16 protein-coding genes are annotated in these 14,851 nt (G+C 70.4%); 6 read left to right on the top strand and 10 right to left on the bottom strand.

The features are described 5' to 3' along the window. Together AORI_RS75255 and AORI_RS75260 are read right to left on the bottom strand one after the other, a co-directional pair. The gene (locus AORI_RS75255; protein ID WP_016337127.1) at nt 1–1,326 is read right to left on the bottom strand and encodes an ATP-binding protein; all 1,326 of its coding nucleotides are present in this window, start codon (nt 1,324–1,326) and stop codon (nt 1–3) included. Continuing rightward, nucleotides 1,323–2,051, bottom strand: coding sequence for a response regulator transcription factor (locus AORI_RS75260; RefSeq protein ID WP_016337128.1), 729 nt, complete (start codon nt 2,049–2,051; stop codon nt 1,323–1,325). The genes AORI_RS75255 and AORI_RS75260 overlap by 4 nt, the downstream gene beginning before the upstream one ends. Before the next feature lie 144 nt (nt 2,052–2,195). On the opposite strand from AORI_RS75260, the gene AORI_RS75265 reads away from it, so the two are divergent. The 3 genes from AORI_RS75265 to AORI_RS75275 are packed head-to-tail and all read left to right on the top strand — an operon-like array spanning nt 2,196 to nt 5,148. After that, a complete protein-coding gene (locus tag AORI_RS75265; protein ID WP_016337129.1) occupies nt 2,196–3,281 on the top strand; it encodes a LolA family protein in 1,086 nt (361 codons plus the stop codon). Beyond that, the gene (locus AORI_RS75270; protein ID WP_016337130.1) at nt 3,278–4,273 is read left to right on the top strand and encodes an ABC transporter ATP-binding protein; all 996 of its coding nucleotides are present in this window, start codon (nt 3,278–3,280) and stop codon (nt 4,271–4,273) included. The genes AORI_RS75265 and AORI_RS75270 overlap by 4 nt, the downstream gene beginning before the upstream one ends. Beyond that, the gene (locus AORI_RS75275) at nt 4,270–5,148 is read left to right on the top strand and encodes an ABC transporter permease (RefSeq protein ID WP_016337131.1); all 879 of its coding nucleotides are present in this window, start codon (nt 4,270–4,272) and stop codon (nt 5,146–5,148) included. The genes AORI_RS75270 and AORI_RS75275 overlap by 4 nt, the downstream gene beginning before the upstream one ends. 67 nt (nt 5,149–5,215) lie before the next feature. Here the strand turns inward: AORI_RS75275 and AORI_RS75280 are convergent, their stop codons facing one another. The 4 genes from AORI_RS75280 to AORI_RS75295 all read right to left on the bottom strand — a co-directional run bounded on the left by AORI_RS75280 (nt 5,216) and on the right by AORI_RS75295 (nt 10,094). Beyond that, nucleotides 5,216–6,319, bottom strand: a complete 1,104-nt coding sequence (locus AORI_RS75280; protein ID WP_016337132.1) for a serine hydrolase domain-containing protein — start codon at nt 6,317–6,319, stop codon at nt 5,216–5,218. Nucleotides 6,320–6,400: 81 nt separating this feature from the next. Next, complete coding sequence (locus AORI_RS75285; RefSeq protein WP_043848374.1) at nt 6,401–7,417, bottom strand: ABC transporter ATP-binding protein; 1,017 nt, start codon at nt 7,415–7,417, stop codon at nt 6,401–6,403. Next, complete coding sequence (locus AORI_RS75290) at nt 7,417–8,994, bottom strand: ABC transporter permease (protein WP_043849167.1); 1,578 nt, start codon at nt 8,992–8,994, stop codon at nt 7,417–7,419. Before AORI_RS75290 ends, AORI_RS75285 begins: the two co-directional genes overlap by 1 nt. A 47-nt stretch (nt 8,995–9,041) precedes the next feature. Then, complete coding sequence (locus AORI_RS75295; protein ID WP_016337135.1) at nt 9,042–10,094, bottom strand: thiamine ABC transporter substrate-binding protein; 1,053 nt, start codon at nt 10,092–10,094, stop codon at nt 9,042–9,044. Nucleotides 10,095–10,169: 75 nt separating this feature from the next. Here AORI_RS75295 and AORI_RS75300 point away from each other — a divergent pair, with 75 nt between their 5' ends. After that, entirely contained in the window at nt 10,170–10,460 is a 291-nt protein-coding gene (locus AORI_RS75300) for a 4a-hydroxytetrahydrobiopterin dehydratase (protein WP_016337136.1), read from the top strand. A gap of 387 nt (nt 10,461–10,847) precedes the next feature. Here AORI_RS75300 and AORI_RS75305 read toward each other — a convergent pair whose 3' ends face one another. The 3 genes from AORI_RS75305 to AORI_RS75315 are packed head-to-tail and all read right to left on the bottom strand — an operon-like array spanning nt 10,848 to nt 11,784. After that, nucleotides 10,848–11,186, bottom strand: a complete 339-nt coding sequence (locus tag AORI_RS75305; RefSeq protein ID WP_016337137.1) for a winged helix-turn-helix transcriptional regulator — start codon at nt 11,184–11,186, stop codon at nt 10,848–10,850. A 17-nt stretch (nt 11,187–11,203) separates the two neighbouring features. Beyond that, nucleotides 11,204–11,584, bottom strand: a complete 381-nt coding sequence (locus AORI_RS75310) for a type II toxin-antitoxin system death-on-curing family toxin (RefSeq protein WP_016337138.1) — start codon at nt 11,582–11,584, stop codon at nt 11,204–11,206. Beyond that, nucleotides 11,581–11,784: a hypothetical protein gene (locus AORI_RS75315; protein ID WP_016337139.1), complete on the bottom strand. Its 204-nt coding sequence runs from the start codon at nt 11,782–11,784 to the stop codon at nt 11,581–11,583. Before AORI_RS75315 ends, AORI_RS75310 begins: the two co-directional genes overlap by 4 nt. Nucleotides 11,785–11,920: 136 nt before the next feature. Here AORI_RS75315 and AORI_RS75320 point away from each other — a divergent pair, with 136 nt between their 5' ends. Next, nucleotides 11,921–12,295 (top strand): hypothetical protein, encoded by a 375-nt coding sequence (locus tag AORI_RS75320; protein ID WP_016337140.1) that lies wholly within the window; start codon nt 11,921–11,923, stop codon nt 12,293–12,295. 92 nt (nt 12,296–12,387) lie between these two features. Beyond that, nucleotides 12,388–13,749 (top strand): M20/M25/M40 family metallo-hydrolase, encoded by a 1,362-nt coding sequence (locus tag AORI_RS75325; RefSeq protein ID WP_016337141.1) that lies wholly within the window; start codon nt 12,388–12,390, stop codon nt 13,747–13,749. Between the two features lie 39 nt (nt 13,750–13,788). Here the strand turns inward: AORI_RS75325 and AORI_RS75330 are convergent, their stop codons facing one another. Further along, entirely contained in the window at nt 13,789–14,850 is a 1,062-nt protein-coding gene (locus AORI_RS75330; protein ID WP_016337142.1) for an ankyrin repeat domain-containing protein, read from the bottom strand. Nucleotide 14,851: the final 1 nt, after the last annotated feature.

Raw genomic sequence — 14,851 nt, forward strand, 5'->3', positions numbered from 1 at the left:
CTACGGTCGCGCCGCCTGCCAGACGACCTGGAAACGGGCACCGCCGTCGGGGGATTCGCCGACGCGCACCCGGCCTCCCCGGCGCCGGACGGCCTCCGCGACCATCGCCAATCCCAGCCCGGTGCCGCCGGAGGACCGCGCCCGCGAGTCGGACACGCGGTAGAAGCGGTCGAAGACGCGTTCCCGGTGCTCAGGGGCGATACCCGGCCCGTCGTCGTCGACCACCACCCGCACGGTGGACCGCGCCGCGAGCACCGACACCACGATCTCGGCCCGCGCGTACCGGCAGGCGTTGCGCAGCAGATTGCTCAGCACCAGCTCGACCTCGGCGTGCGTGGCCAGCGCCCACGCCGTGCCGACCGTGCCGCTCACCCGGATCTCGGGAGCGCCGGCGGGCATCCGCGCGACCGCGGCCCGTACCTCGCTCACCAGCTCGACCGGTTCCGCGGGCGGGACCTCCCCCGCGTCCGACCTCGCCAGCGCCAGCAGCCCGTCGAGCAGCGCGGAAAGCCGTTCCGCCTCCTCCAGGATGTCCGAAAGCGTCTCCTGCGAGAGATCGGGATCGGGATTGGCGACGGCGACCTCGGCCTGCACGCGGATCGACGCGACCGGCGAGCGGAGCTCGTGCGCGGCGTCCCCGGTGAACCGCCGGAGCCGGTCGGCGCCCTCCTCCTGCCGCGCCAGCAACGCGTTGAACTCCTCGGCCAGCGCGCGGAGTTCGTCGTGCGAATCGGGGAGCGGCAGCCGCGCGCCCGGCGGGAGCGCCCGCACCGATCCGCGCATCCGCGCCACCGGCCGCAGGGCGAACCGCACCAGCAGCCACGTCGCGATCCCCGCGCCCACCGCGCCGACGGACGCGACCACGAACAGCCACAAGCCGCCGGAGTGCACGGCCGTCGCGAAGCCGACCAGGCCGGCCCCCGCGACGACCAGGCGTTGCTGACCGTCGGGCGCGGTGACGACGGTGCCCGCCCAGCGCCAGCTGTGCTCGCCGCCGGTCGTGACCGATTCGCCCGCCTTCAGCGCGCGGACGTCCGTGGGCCCGAGATTCGACGGCGGCAGGCCGTCCACCGGGCCGCCCGCGGTGTCGAGGACGCGGACGGTGACCGCCGACCCCGAGGGTGTCCGCCCGGCCGAGACGTCGGCCTTCGCGGTCTCCAGCTGAGCGCTCAGTTCGTCGTCGACCGAGCCGATGAGCAGCGGTTGCAGGTTGTCCCCGGCGACCGCCGCCAGCCCGAGCAGGAAGCCGAGCGTGACCGTGGCCGCGAGCAGGGTGATCCGGACCTGGAGCGATCGGCGGCGCCACCAAGACGGCGAGCCGATCACCCCTGTCCCGCCGGGGCGATCACTTCGTCGAGCTGCGGATCCGAGGCCAGGTATCCGTGCCCGCGCACGGTCCTGACCAGTGCGCCGGCGCCGACCGCGTCGAGTTTGCGGCGCACGTAGCCGACGTAGACCTCGACGACGTTGCGGGTCGCGGCCTGCTCGTCGCCCCAGACGGCGCGCAGCAGCTCGTCCTTGGTGACGACCGTTCCGGCCCGGCCCGCCAGCACCTCCAGCAGCGCGAACTCGCGGGGGCTGAACGCCACGTCGACGCCGTCGTAGCGGACCTGCCGCAGGCTCCGGTCGACTTCGAGCGCGCCGATGCGCAGCGGCCCGCGGGTCCCGTCCGGCGACGCCCGCCGCAGCACCGCGCGCACCTGCGCGACCAGTACGACGAATGAGAACGGCTTCACGAGGTAGCCGTCGGCGCCGAGATCGAGACCGTCGGCCTGGTCGACCTCGCCGTCCTTCGCCGAGATCATCAGCACCGGCGTGGTGACGCCGAGCGCGCGCAGCCGTTCGAGTACGCGGTAGCCGGAAAGCCCCGGAAGCATGATGTCGAGCAGGACGACGTCGAAGGAGCCCGTCTGCGCGAGCCGCAGGCCGCTGGGCCCGTCGGCCGCCGTGACCACGTCCATGTCCTCGGCGCGCAGCCCCCGCTGCAACGCCTTGCGCACGCCGGGTTCGTCGTCGACCACCAGTACTCGAGGTTTCACGTCCTTCATCATTCACGCTTTCACCAGCTCACGCGCGACCTCTCAGCGCCATCTCAGCCGGGAAGGCGGAGTCTGAGTGATATCTCAGCGTTTCCGGGGAAGCGTTGTCGCCAAGACCCGAGCACACTGGGGTTCGGGGAAACAGGGAGAGACAGCATGGATCCGAAGAGGAAGGCCATCACCGCGGCGGTGGTGGGTACGGCGCTCGGCGTCGGCGGCCTCGCCGTCGTCGCGATGCCGGCCACCGCGGGCGACGCGCCCGTCCTGCCGCAGATCAGCGCCGAAGAGCTGGTGCAGTCGACGCTCAACGCGAAGCCGTCGGCGTTCGACGGGAAGGTCAAGGTCAGCAACGACCTCGGCCTGCCGCAGGTCGGCAGCACCCTGCCCGGCGTCTCGGCGCTCGACGTCGACTCGGCGCAGATCTCCACCGACGGCGCGGGCAAGAGCAAGGTTTCGCTCACCGAGGGCTCCAGCCAGCAGACCATCGTCCGGAACGGCCAGACCGTCTGGGAGTACAGCTCCAAGGACAACTCGGCCACCAAGGTCACCATCCCGGACGGGCTGGCCAAGGAGCACCAGGAGAAGAGCAAGGACGTCGACCCGGCCACGGTGGCGTCGGAACTGCTCGGCAAGGTGCGCGAGAGCAGCACGATCGCCGTCAGCGGGACGGCCTCGGTGGCGAACCGGTCCGCGTACGAACTGGTGCTGACCCCGAAGCCGACCGAGCGGACGCTCCTGCGCGAGATCCGCGTCGCGATCGACGATCAGACCCGGCTTCCGCTGCGGGTCACGGTGCTGGCCAACGGCACCTCGTCTCCGGCGCTCGAGGTCTCGTTCAGCGAGATCAACTTCGCGGCCCAGCCCGCGTCGAACTTCGAGTTCACCCCGCCGAAGGGCGCGAAGGTGACCGAGAAGACCGCCGAGGTCGACCCGAAGAACCGTGAGCTGGCCGAGCAGGCGAAGTCCGACCTCAAGGTCGTCGGCGACGGCTGGGACACCGCGATCACGGGCAAGATCCCGGCCGACGCGCTGGCCAAGGCAGGCCAGGCCAAGGACGAGGAAGGCCGCCAGGTCGACCCGAAGGCGCTGCTTTCGCGGTTCGCCAAGCCGGTCAGCGGTGCCTGGGGCAGCGGCTGGCTGGTGACCACCAAGGTCGGCAGCGGCGTGCTGACCGACGACGGCCGCTACGCCGTCGGCGCGGTGCCGGAGCAGGTCCTCTTCGAGGCTTTGGCCGCGAAGTGACCACCACTTTCGAAGCCGGGACGGACGCCTCCCAGGAGGCGTCCGCTCCGGCGGTACCCATGGCGGCCCGCACCAGGGGCCTGCGCAAGGTCTACGGCCGCACGGTGGCCGTGGACCACGTCGATCTCGACGTTCCCGAAGGCGCCGTGCTGGGGATGCTCGGCCCCAACGGTTCGGGCAAGACGACGACCATCCGGATGCTCCTGGGTCTCGTGCGGCCCACCGAGGGCGAGGTCGAACTCTTCGGCAAGAAGATGCCCGACGAGGCGGCGCACGCGCTGCCCGACGTCGGCGCGCTCGTCGAAGGACCGGGTTTCCACCCTTTTCTCTCCGGGCGCGAGAACCTGCTGCGCGTGGCCGCGGCCGAGCCGAGGCTGGCCTCGGCCGGGATCCCCGCGGCGGTCGACGCGGCACTTGAGCGCGTCGGCCTCACCGACGCCGCCACCCGGCGCTACAAGGGGTATTCGCTGGGGATGAAGCAGCGGATGGGGCTGGCGAGCGCGCTGCTCGTGCCGCGGCGGATGGTCGTGCTCGACGAGCCGACCAACGGGCTCGACCCGGCGGGCACCAGGGAGATCCGCCGGATCATCGCCGAACTGCACGCCGACGGCGTCACCGTGCTGGTGTCGTCGCATCTGCTGGCCGAGGTCGAGGCGACCTGCACGCACGTCGCGGTGCTCCAGTCCGGGAACGTGATCGCCCAGGGCGAGCTCGCGGAACTGCTGGAGTCGGGGAACGCGGCGCTGCTGGTGCGGACGCCGGACGCCGAACTCGCGGTGGAGACGTTGCGGGAGAACAGGATCGGCAGCAGGCTCACCCCGGACGGCGTCCGCGTGGACCTGACCGCCGCCGAGGCCCCCGACGTGCTGCGTCATCTGGTGACGGCCGGGGTGGCCGTGCACGAGGCGGCGCGGGCGCGGACCGGCCTGGAGGACCTGTTCGCCCGGCTGACCCAGCCGGAGTCCACTGTAGACGGTGAGGGGGAGTCGTGACCCACGCTCTGGCCGCGGCACCCGCGGCGAGGACCGGCCGGGACAGTATCGGCCTGCTCCGGCTGTATCGCGCCGAACTGCGCTGGATCTTCCGGCGGCCCCGCACGCTGGCCGTGCTGGGCCTGCTCGCGCTGATCCCGATCGTCATCGGGGTCGCGCTGACGCTGGTGGACCCGGCGGAAGCCAACGGCGGCAATGGCGGCGGGGACGGCGCGCTGCTCGCCTCCGCGATGAACAACGGGTTCATCCTGCCGGTCGCGGCGCTGACCATGACGCTGGCGCTGCTCCTGCCGCTGGCTTCGGCGATGGCCGGGGCGGACGCGATCGCCGGCGAGGCGGCGCACGGCACGCTGCGAGGCTGGCTGATCGCGCCGGTCGGGCGGGGCAAGCTGCTCGCGATCAAGGCCTTCGGCGTCGCGACGGTGTCGGTGGTCGCGGTGCTGGCGATGACGTTCACCGGTTTCGTGACCGGGCTGATCATCAGCGGCACCGACTCGATGTTCACCCTCACCGGTTCGACGCTGAGCGTGTGGGACGCGCTGGGCAGGCTGCTGGTGGTGGCGCTGTGGATCACCCTGCAGTTGTGGGCGGTCGGCGCGGTCGCGCTCGCGATCTCGTCGTTCACCGAGCACCCGATGCTGGTGGTCGCCTCGGTGCTGGCGGGGACCATCGTGTTCACCATCCTCGGTTTCCTGGACGCGGTCTCGTGGCTGCATCCGTTCCTCCTCAACAAGGATTGGTCGCAGGCGCCGGCCGCGGTGCTGATGGACCCGCTGGACATGTCGATGCTCGGCGAGGGCGCGCTGCGGGCCGCCTGCTACATCGTCATCGGGCTCTCGATCGCCTACTCGCGCCTGACCACCCGGGACGGCTGACCCCTCGCGTTTAGTCCTCTGAATGCGGTCCTTGCACGCGCAACTACCGCATTCAGAGGACGAATTGCTAGCAGAAGACCGCCGTCGCCATCGAGACCACCGCTTCGGTGGACGGGTCCCGCTCGTGCGGGTTGAGGGACAGGGTCAGCGACTTGCCCTTCCCGTCAGTAAAGGCGACGGTGAGGTAGCCGATCAGCTGTCCCGTGTGCCCCCACACCGGCTTCGGGCCGGTGGCACACGGGATCGCGAACTCCTGCAAGCCCAGGCCGTAGCGGAACAGCGGAACCGCTTCCCGCATCCGCCGCATCTCCGTGAAGCTCGCCTGGCTCGTCAGCCTGCCGTCGAGGAGCGCGGTGACGAAGGTGGTGAGGTCGCGGGTGGTGGAGACCATCTCACCGGCCGCCCAGTCCAGTGAGGGATCCATTTCGGTGGCGTCCACGATCGACGGAGGGGTCGTGGGCAGCGGTTCGTAGCCGCGGGCGTGCGGAACGGGCAGCGAGGAGCGGTGCCCTGGCACGCTGGTGTGCGTGAGGTGGAGCGGGCGCAGGATCCGCCGCGTCACCTCGTCGCCATACGGGCGTCCGGTCAGCTTCTCGATCAGCAGCCCGGCGACGACGTAGTTGGTGTTCGAGTAATGCCAGGACTCGCCCGGGTTCTCGAAGTCCGGGCCTTCCGCGAACGCCACCTTCAGCAGTTGCGAAGGTGTGTAGTCGTCGAAGCGGGCGTCGGCGCGCCAGCGATTGGTCGAGTATCCGGGTTCACTCATGTAGTCGTGCAGGCCGCTGGTGTGCTGCAGGACGTGCCGGACGGTGACGCGACCGCCGTCGGGCACGACACCGGGCAAATGGCGCTCGATCGGATCGTCGAGGGCCAGCCGTCCCTCGTCGGCCAGTTGCAGGACGACGGTGGCCGCGAAGGTCTTGGTGACACTGCCGATCCGGAAGTGACCGCCGGCGACGGCGGGCGCGCCGGAGGCCAGGTCGCGTACGCCCACCGCGTCCGACCACTGGCGGGTGCCGTTCCGGACGTGGATCAGCCCGGCGGTGATGTCCCGGCCGTCGGCGAGGGCGGTGAGCCTGCCGTGCAACTCGGCGACCGGGATGTCCGGCGTGGCCGGTGCGGCCGCCGGTCCGACCGCGAGAACGAAGGACAAGATCGTCTTCAGGAGCATGGAACCAACGGTATGGCGGCCGAGCCCGGCCGCCCCTGCGGAAAACCGCAGGTTTGGGGCCGGACTACCGCATTCAGAGGACTAAACGCGTAATTGGGCGACGCCGTCCGGGTCCAGAGCGAGCCGCACGATGTCACCGGGACGCAGATCGGCGGTGACCGGCGCGACGGCGTCCACAGTGGACAGATCGCCGCCGGGGGCGACCACGAGCCGGACGTGCTCCCGTCGATGCACGACCGCGACGACCTCGCCTTCGACACCATCGGAGGAAACCCGCAGGCCGTGCGGCCGCAGTCCCAGCCGCACCGCGCCGTCCTCGACGTCGGGCAGCGCGACCTCTCCGAGCGGCGTCCGCACTACACCGCCGGCCGCCTCACCGTCGACGAACGTGGTCACGCCGAGGAACCGCGCCACGCCCTCGTCCACCGGCTGCCGCCAGACGCGGCGCACCGCGCCCTCCTGCCGGATCTCGCCGTCTTCGAGCACGGCGACGCGATCGGCGAGGGTGAACGCCTCTTCCTGGTCGTGCGTGACCAGCAGCGCGGTGATCTTGCTGCGCCGCAGCAGGGCCGCGAGGTCGATCGCCAGCTGTTCCCGCAGTCCGGCGTCCAACCCGGACAGTGGTTCGTCCAGCAACAGCAACCGCGGCTCCGGCGCCAGCGCGCGGGCCAGTGCCACGCGCTGCGCCTGCCCGCCGGACAGCTCGGTCACCCTCCGCCGCTCGTAGCCGACCAGCCCGACCAGTTCCAGCAGCGCACGGACGCGGTCCGCGTGCTCGGCGCGCGGCACGTCGTGCATCCGCAGGCCGAACGCGATGTTCGAGGCGACGTCCTTGTGCGGGAACAGCTGTCCGTCCTGGAAGACCAGGCCGAACTCCCGCCGGTGCACCGGGACCCCGGCGAGGTCTTCGCCGTCCCACCGCACGGTGCCCGACGTCAGCGGCTCCAGCCCGGTGATCGCCCGCAGCAGCGTCGACTTCCCCGAACCCGACGGGCCGAGCAGCGCCAGCACCTCGCCGTCGGCGATGTCCAGCCCGGCGTTCTTCACCGCCGCAAAAGATCCATAGTGGACGGTCAAGTCCCGTACCGACAGCGACACTAGAACTCCCCTACCGAATTCTGCCCGCGGACCGCGCCGAACCGGTCGATCAGCACCACCGCCACCACGGTCACGATCATGAGCAGCGCGCAGGCCGCGTAGGCCATCTGGTTGTTCAGCTCCCCCGGCCGCGAGATCAGCGTCGCGACGGCGACCGGCAGCGTCGGCGCGTCCGGCCTGGCCAGGAAGCTCGTCGCGCCGAACTCGCCGAGCGCGACCACGTACCCGAACCCGGCCGCCGCGACCAGCGAACGCGCCGTCAGCGGGAGATCGATCTCGCGCCACACCCGGCCGGGGCTCGCGCCGAGGGTCGAGGCGGCCTGCCGCAGCCGGACGTCGACCGACCGCAGCACCGGCAGCACCATCCGCACGATCAGCGGGATGATCACCAGCGCCTGCGCGAGCGGAACCAGCAGCGGCGACGTCCGCAGGTCGCCCGGCAATGCGTCGAGCGTGACGAGATAACCGAACCCGACGGTCACCGCGGACACCCCCAGCGGCAGCATCAGCGCGGCGTCCATCGTCTCGCCCATGCCCCGCGCCAGCCTGCCCGGCGTACGGCGCAGCGCCACCAGCACGACCGAGGCCAGCACGCCGACGATCATCGCGAGTATCGTCGCGTCGAACGCCGTCCGCAGCGACATCGACGCCGCGTCCCAGCCCGAAACCTGGAGCGCGTTGCGCGAGCCATGCCCGGCGAGCGCCTCGTAACCCGCGAGGCTCCATCCGTCCGAAGTGGACACGGACTCGACCAGCAGCGCCACGATCGGCGTCATCAGGAGCGCGATCACCGCGAGCCCGGCGGCCACGGCCCACCACTCGCCGCCCCTCGGCCTTCGCGCGGTCTCGCTCCCCGAACGCAGCCGCACCGCGTTCTCCCGGCGCCGCCTGGCCAGCGCGCCGACGACGAGCGCGGCGACGACGGCGGCGAACTGCACCAGCGACAACGCGGCCGCGCCGGAGAGGTCGAGCAGTTCGACCGTGCGCAGGTAGATCTCGGTCTCCAGGGTGCGGTACTTCGCCCCGCCGAGGATGAGCACGACCCCGAAGCTGGTGGCGCAGAACAGGAAGACCACCGCGGCCGAGGACGCGATGGCCGGCGCGAGCGCGGGCAGCGTCACCGAACGGAAGGCACGCCACGGCGACGCGCCGAGCGCGCGGGCCGCGTCCACGGTGCGCGGGTCGAGATGGCTCCACAGCCCGGAAACCGTGCGCGCGACGACGGCGACGTTGAAAAAGGCGTTGGCCAGCACCAGCGGCAGCAGTCCGCCGTCGGGCCAGAGCGCGCGGAACGCCAGGCCGACCACGACGGTCGGCAGCACGAACGGCACCAGCACGAGTGTCCGGACCAGCGACACCCCCGGCAGCCGCACCCGCGCGAGCAGGAACGCGACCGGCAGCCCCCCGAGCACCGCGACGATCGTCGAAACCCCGGCGCTGGCGACGGTGAATCCGGCGAGTTTCCAGGTCAGCGAGTCGCCGATGGCCGTGCCGACGCCGCCGGAGCCGAAGCCCCGGCCAATGATCGCCGCGACCGGCCAGGCGAAGAACACCACGAGGAAACCGAGCGGCGGCACGGCGAGCGCGGCCAGCCCGGCTCCTCGGAAGGTCAGCCCGGTGGTGTTCAGCCTTCGAGTAGCGTGCGCCACTGCGCGATCCACTGCTCGCGCCCGGCCTGGATCTTGGCCGGTTCGAGCGTCTTCGGCTGCTGCGGCAGCGGCGCGGCCTGCGCCCAGCCCTGCGGGAGCTCGACGCCCTGACGGGCCGGGTACACGTACATGTTGCTCGCCACGGTGACCTGGAACTGCTGGGACAGCAGGAAGTCCACGACCTTGCGGGCCTTCTCGACCTGCTTGCCGCCCGCCAGCACACCCGCGTACTCGACCTGGCGGTAGCAGGTGTCCAGCAGCGCCTTCGTACGCGGCTTGCCGTCGTCGCCGATCTCGGCGGCGGGCGAGGAGGCGTAGGAGACGACGATCGGACGCGGGCCCTTGCCCGACGAGCCGGAGAACTCCTTGGTGTACGCCTCTTCCCAGCCGCTGACCGTCTTGAGCCCGTTGGCCTTCAGCTGCGTCCAGTACCCCTGCCAGCCCTGCTCGCCGAACTGGGCGACGGTGCCGAGCAGGAACGCCAGCCCCGGCGACGACGTCGCGGGGCTCTCGGCGACCATCAGGTCCTTGTACTTGGCGTCGGTCAGATCCGCGAACGACTTCGGCTCCGGGATCCCCTTGTCCGCGAAGTACCGGGCGTCGATGTTGACGCAGACGTCGCCGAGGTCGACCGCGGAGAGCCGGTGCCCGGGGTCGACGGAGTAGCGCTGCGGGCCGCGATCGGCCTCCGGGCTGGTGTACTGCTCGAAAACACTCTCGGCGAGCGCGCGCGAGGCGAACGTCGAGTCGATGCCGTACGCGACGTCACCGATCGGATTCGCCTTGGTGAGCACCAGTTTGTTGGTCAGCGCGCCGGCGTCACCCTGCTTGAGCACGGAGATCTTGATCCCGGACTGCCGCTCGAACGCGTCGAGGACCTCCTGGGGCGCGAGCCACGAGTCGTGTGTCACGAGCGTGACCGTCGCCGGCGCCTGCGGGTCGTTCCCCGTGTTCCCGGAGAGCGAGCAGCCCGCGACGAGGGCGGCCACCGTGCCAGCCGCAACGACCGTGCGGAGGGCGCGTTTCATCTAGCCTCCTGCGTTCTTCAAGGGGGGACCCGTGGCAAACGTGCAGCGTAGCCGACGGCGTACCACCATGGAGCCATGGCGGAAATCTTGAACGACCAGCAGGCCGACGAAGCCGTGACCAAGCTCTCCGGCTGGTCCCGTGACGGCGTGACGATCGAGCGGACGGCGAAGCTGCCGAGCTTCCCCAAGGCCATCGAAGCGGTGGACAAGGTGGCCGGACTGGCGGAGGCGGCCGACCACCATCCCGACATCGACATCCGCTGGCGGACGGTGACGTTCCGGCTCAGCACGCACTCCGCGGGAGGGCTGACGGAGAAGGACTTCTCGCTCGCGTCGCAGATCGACGGGGTACTCGCGGCCATGTGACGTCCGCTACGACCGCGCCACAACTCCGCTTCTCGGACGTCACCCCAGTAGGGACACAACGAGAAAGGACGAGTGATGACGCAGGCGATCGTGGTGGGGTTCTCGGCGTTCGGCGCGATGGTGGCGGCCGCCGCCGGAGTGCTCTGGTACACCGCGCGCGAGCGGCATCACCAGCACGATCAGTGATCTTGATCACACCGGCGTCGCGAAGGTAACGCGGAGCCTGATCAACGCGCTGTTCCCGGCGGACCTGTCGCTTCTCTCCCCCGGGGAACCGCCGTGAACAACGCCTCCATCACCGCCGCCCAGCGCGCCTGGGTGACCACCTTCGCCGCGGCCATCACGCTGCTGACGATCGTCGTGCTCGGCCTGCTCGGCTAGTTCGTTCTAGCCCGGGTAAGCCTCGCGGGCGGCGACGAGCTCCGGAAGGTGCTTCGCCGCCCATTCACGGCATGCCTCCATCGGTTCGAACAGCGTCCGGCCGAGCGAGGTGAGCTCGTACTCCACCCGCGGCGGCGTCTCGTCGTACGCCGTCCGCGTGATCATGCCGTCGCGCTCCAGAGCCCTGAGGGTCTCCGTGAGCACCTTCGACGTCACTCCCCTCAAGGGCACCCGCAGCTCGGAGAACCGGCGCGGCCCTTCTTCCAGGCACAGCACGACCATGCCCGCCCATTTGTCGCCGATCCGGAACGGGGTCAGATTCGACGGGCAGCCGGGCGCGAACATGTCTGGACTCAAGGGCTTCACCCGTCCGAAGTTACCCTCGCCCACGCAGCCAGTTCGACCGCCGCTTCCCGGTGGGTGCGCGAACCGATGGACATCGCGATCACCAGGTCGTACGCGTCGTCCTCCGGAGCGTCGAGGTCGTACCCGTTGAGGCCGTAGAAGACGAACGTCGCCATCCAGGAGAGGCGTTTGTTGCCGTCGATGAGCGGATGGTTGCGCACGACCGACTCCAGCAGCACCGCCGCCTTCTCGTGCAGCGTCGGATAGGCGTCCTGCCCCATCAACGAGGATTGCGGCCGGTGCGCGGCGGAGTCGAGCAGCCCGAGATCGCGGACCTTGGGCACGCGGAGATCCTCCGCGAGCGCCAAGAGGTCTTCGACGGTGAGGTACTCGATCACTGGGCGAGACGGTCGAGCAAGGCGGCGTAGCGCTCCCGGCCGTCCTTCGACAGCGCACGGACCCGATCGTCGCGGACGCGGCGCGCGGCGGCCTCGGTGATGGCGCGGACCGTGGCTTCGTGCTTGCTCACGCCGTCGGCCTCCGCCAGCAGGGCGAGCGCGCGCTCCTGCTCGTCGTTCAACCTCAGGGTCATGGCCATGGATCGATGCTACCACTTTGGTATCAGTGCGGCGTACGCAAAACCGCGTAGGCCTGATTGCCGCTTCCGGGCCGACGCCCTCGGCCGTCGCGAGCGCGACTCTTCAGTGGTCTTGAAACCCAGTGAGGAGTTCACCATGAACCGTTCCACCGCCGCCGTCGCCAACGCCTTCTTCCTCTTCGTCGGTGTCGCCGGCCTGATCATCCAGATCGCCTCGGGCGTCCCGGGCTTCCCGGACATCCCGCCCGGCCCGTTCATCCTCGGCGTGACCGGGATCCTCGTGCTGACGTTGGCCGCCAAGTACCGGTGGATCCTCTTCCTCGGCGTCGCCGCGCCGATGTTCATCCTCGTCGGCGCGCTGCTCGAAGGGTCGTTCTGGGGACGGCTCGCCGACGTCGGCGACTTCGGGCCCTTCGTCGGGACCGTGCTGCTCATCGGCGGGGTGATCGCCGCGGCGGTCACCGGTGTCGTCGCCGTCTCCCGCGCCTACCGCCAGGTGGCCGTGCGCTGAACCGGAAAAAGGGGACGATCGGAGGTTGCCTTGGCGGCTTCGTGACTCTTAGCTACTCGAACGAGTTTTCTTCGAGAAGTGAGGGGTGTTCCATGGCAGGTCTGCGCAGACGTGAGGTGCTCGCGGGCGCGGTGGCACTGGCGGGCGCGGCGACGATCGGGCTGAACCCCGGCACCGCCGCCGCGGCCACGCAGCAACGTCCGGGCGCGCAGTTCCCGCCGTCGCTGGAGTTCGGCGACTACCCGGTGGTCGCGCGAGTGCGGTCGCGGCGGGCGCTCGAGCACCTGCGGGTGCTCAGCGACAAGATCGGCCCCCGGATCGCCGGCACCGAAGGCGAACTGCGGGCCCGGGACTACATCGCGAAGGTGCTTCGCGAGCTGCGCTACCAGGTCACGCTGCAGCCGTTCCCGATCGCCGACAAGTTCCTCGGCACCCTGACGATCGGACGCGACAGCTGGCAGACCGGCTCGTCGCCGCAGGGCGCGCAGGACGTCACCCGCGAGGCCGTCGTCGTCGACGCCGGTGACGGGAGCACCCTGCCCGACGACCTGACCGGCAAGATCGTGCTGATCGGCGCCGTCGCGAACAAGGCCGACGCGTACCTGACGGCCGCGCAGCGCGGAGCGGACGCCGTGCTGCTCGGCCGGATCGGCGCCGACCCGGCCCGCAAGCTGTCGGCGTTCTCCCCGACGCTCGCCACCCCGGTCACCATCCCGGTGCTGGGCCTGGCCCAGGTGCAGGTGGAGCGCCTGCGCGAACGGCTCGCCAAGGGCTCGGTCACGGTCAAGGCGACGGCCACCCACCACAAGAACCTGACGTCGTACAACGTCATCGCCGAGCGGCCCGCCACGTTCCCCGGCAAGGACGAAGGCGTGGTCATGGTGACCGCGCACTACGACAGCGTCCCCGGCTCCCCCGGCGCCAACGACGACGGCAGCGGCACCGTGCTGTGCCTGGAGCTGGCGCGTGTCCTGCGGTACCTGCCGACGAACAAGACGCTGCGGTTCGCGCTGTGGGGCTCGGAGGAGTACGGGCTGATCGGCTCGCGGCACTACGTCAAGAACCTGTCCGACCCGGAGGCGAAGCGGATCGCGGGCTGCTTCCAGAACGACATGGTCGCCACCAGCTGGGACCCGGCGGTCACCTACTGGCTGCTTTCGGTCGACGGTGCCGACAACGCCACGACCGCGGCCGTCAACGCCGCCGCCAAGCGGCTCGGCTACGACCCGCGGGTCAAGGGTCCGGTGGCGCGCGGTTCGAGCGACCATGTGCCGTTCTTCGAGCGCGGGATCGCTTCGGGCAACTTCAGCTGGCGCGGCGAAACCGGCCCGGCGCTGCTGGAGCCGACCTACCACACGCCGGAAGACACCATCAAGGACAACGTTTCCCTTGAGCGGCTTCAGGTTTCACTGGAGCTGATCGGTTCCGCCGCGTACAGCCTGCTGCGGAAGTGAGGCTCGCCGGGTGTCCTCATCGGGGGCACCCGGCACTCCTCAGCGTGTGTAGTCCACCGGCCCCAAGGCGATCGGGGCCGGATTCTTCGCGACCCAGGCGACGGCTAGCTCGCTCAAGCGATCAAGGTGGTCTTCCCAGCCCCGGCCCGACCTGACCTGCTTGGCGATCTCCTTGGCTTCTCGGAGTTCTTCTTCGGCGAGAGGCTCGCCCTGCGCCAGGAAACCCGGCAACGCGTCGGCCATCGCACGATAGCCACGGTCCCAGTTCGCCCCGCCGTTGCGGAACATCTCGTCGGAGATCCGGCCGGTGACGCGGATGGCCTCGCACTGCACCGTCGCGCCCGCGCCGCTCGACGGCACGAGAAGCTCCCAAAGCGCTTTGTGCCGCTCCTGCCAGGAGCCATCGGGCACGACGATCGGCGAAACCCCGTCGTGCTTCGACCGCCGGGCGACCGGCTCGACCTCGAAGATCCGGTACAGCTCGCTGAGGGCGGCGTCGGTCTCTTCGAGGAGATCCCGGTTGAAGCTCTCCCGGTGGAACTCGAAACCAGTGCCGATCCGCTCGACCTTTTCGCGCATCTCGGCCGTGATGCTCGCTCCGTGTTCGATGAGCAGCTTCGCGATCTCGGCACACTCGGGGATGTAGGCGTTCTCCGTCCTGATCAGGGCTCGTGTCAGCAACGGTTTGCCGCGCCTGTCGAGCACCTCTGTCGAGGCCCCGTGCTCGATCAGCACTCGTGCCGCCCCGGTCCGCAAACCGTCCACAGCGGACTGGAGCGGCGTTTGCCCGGAGGTGTCGGCCGCGTCGATGTCCGCACCGAGCGAGAGCAGCAAAGGGATCTGCTCCGGGACACCGCGGGAAGCCCGCGCATGGAGCGCCGTCCTGCCGTAGCTGTCCGGGGTGTCGACGGCGAGCCCCTGCCCGGTCAGCCAGACGACGAGCTCGTCCGGGCACTCCGGGAAGCCGATGGCGGTCCCTTTGGCGTAGCCGCCCCGCGCGTCTATCTCGCATTTGCCGAAGACGGCTTTGAGTTCGTCCACCGACGCCCAGGTCAGCATTTCCTGGAAGTCCTTGGGAAGGGTCTTTCGCTTCCGTGCCATC

It is taken from the genome of Amycolatopsis keratiniphila, assembly GCF_000400635.2.
Taxonomy (GTDB): domain Bacteria; phylum Actinomycetota; class Actinomycetes; order Mycobacteriales; family Pseudonocardiaceae; genus Amycolatopsis; species Amycolatopsis keratiniphila.

Excerpts from the sequence above, each read along its gene's own strand:
- AORI_RS75260 (WP_016337128.1), bottom strand. The coding sequence starts at position 2,051 with ATGATGAAGGACGTGAAACCTCGAGTACTGGTGGTCGACGACGAACCC.
- AORI_RS75265 (WP_016337129.1), top strand. The coding sequence starts at position 2,196 with ATGGATCCGAAGAGGAAGGCCATCACCGCGGCGGTGGTGGGTACGGCG.
- AORI_RS75280 (WP_016337132.1), bottom strand. The coding sequence starts at position 6,319 with ATGCTCCTGAAGACGATCTTGTCCTTCGTTCTCGCGGTCGGACCGGCG.
- AORI_RS75295 (WP_016337135.1), bottom strand. The coding sequence starts at position 10,094 with ATGAAACGCGCCCTCCGCACGGTCGTTGCGGCTGGCACGGTGGCCGCC.
- AORI_RS75300 (WP_016337136.1), top strand. The coding sequence starts at position 10,170 with ATGGCGGAAATCTTGAACGACCAGCAGGCCGACGAAGCCGTGACCAAG.
- AORI_RS75305 (WP_016337137.1), bottom strand. The coding sequence starts at position 11,186 with ATGTTCGCGCCCGGCTGCCCGTCGAATCTGACCCCGTTCCGGATCGGC.
- AORI_RS75315 (WP_016337139.1), bottom strand. The coding sequence starts at position 11,784 with ATGGCCATGACCCTGAGGTTGAACGACGAGCAGGAGCGCGCGCTCGCC.
- AORI_RS75320 (WP_016337140.1), top strand. The coding sequence starts at position 11,921 with ATGAACCGTTCCACCGCCGCCGTCGCCAACGCCTTCTTCCTCTTCGTC.
- AORI_RS75325 (WP_016337141.1), top strand. The coding sequence starts at position 12,388 with ATGGCAGGTCTGCGCAGACGTGAGGTGCTCGCGGGCGCGGTGGCACTG.
- AORI_RS75330 (WP_016337142.1), bottom strand. The coding sequence starts at position 14,850 with ATGGCACGGAAGCGAAAGACCCTTCCCAAGGACTTCCAGGAAATGCTG.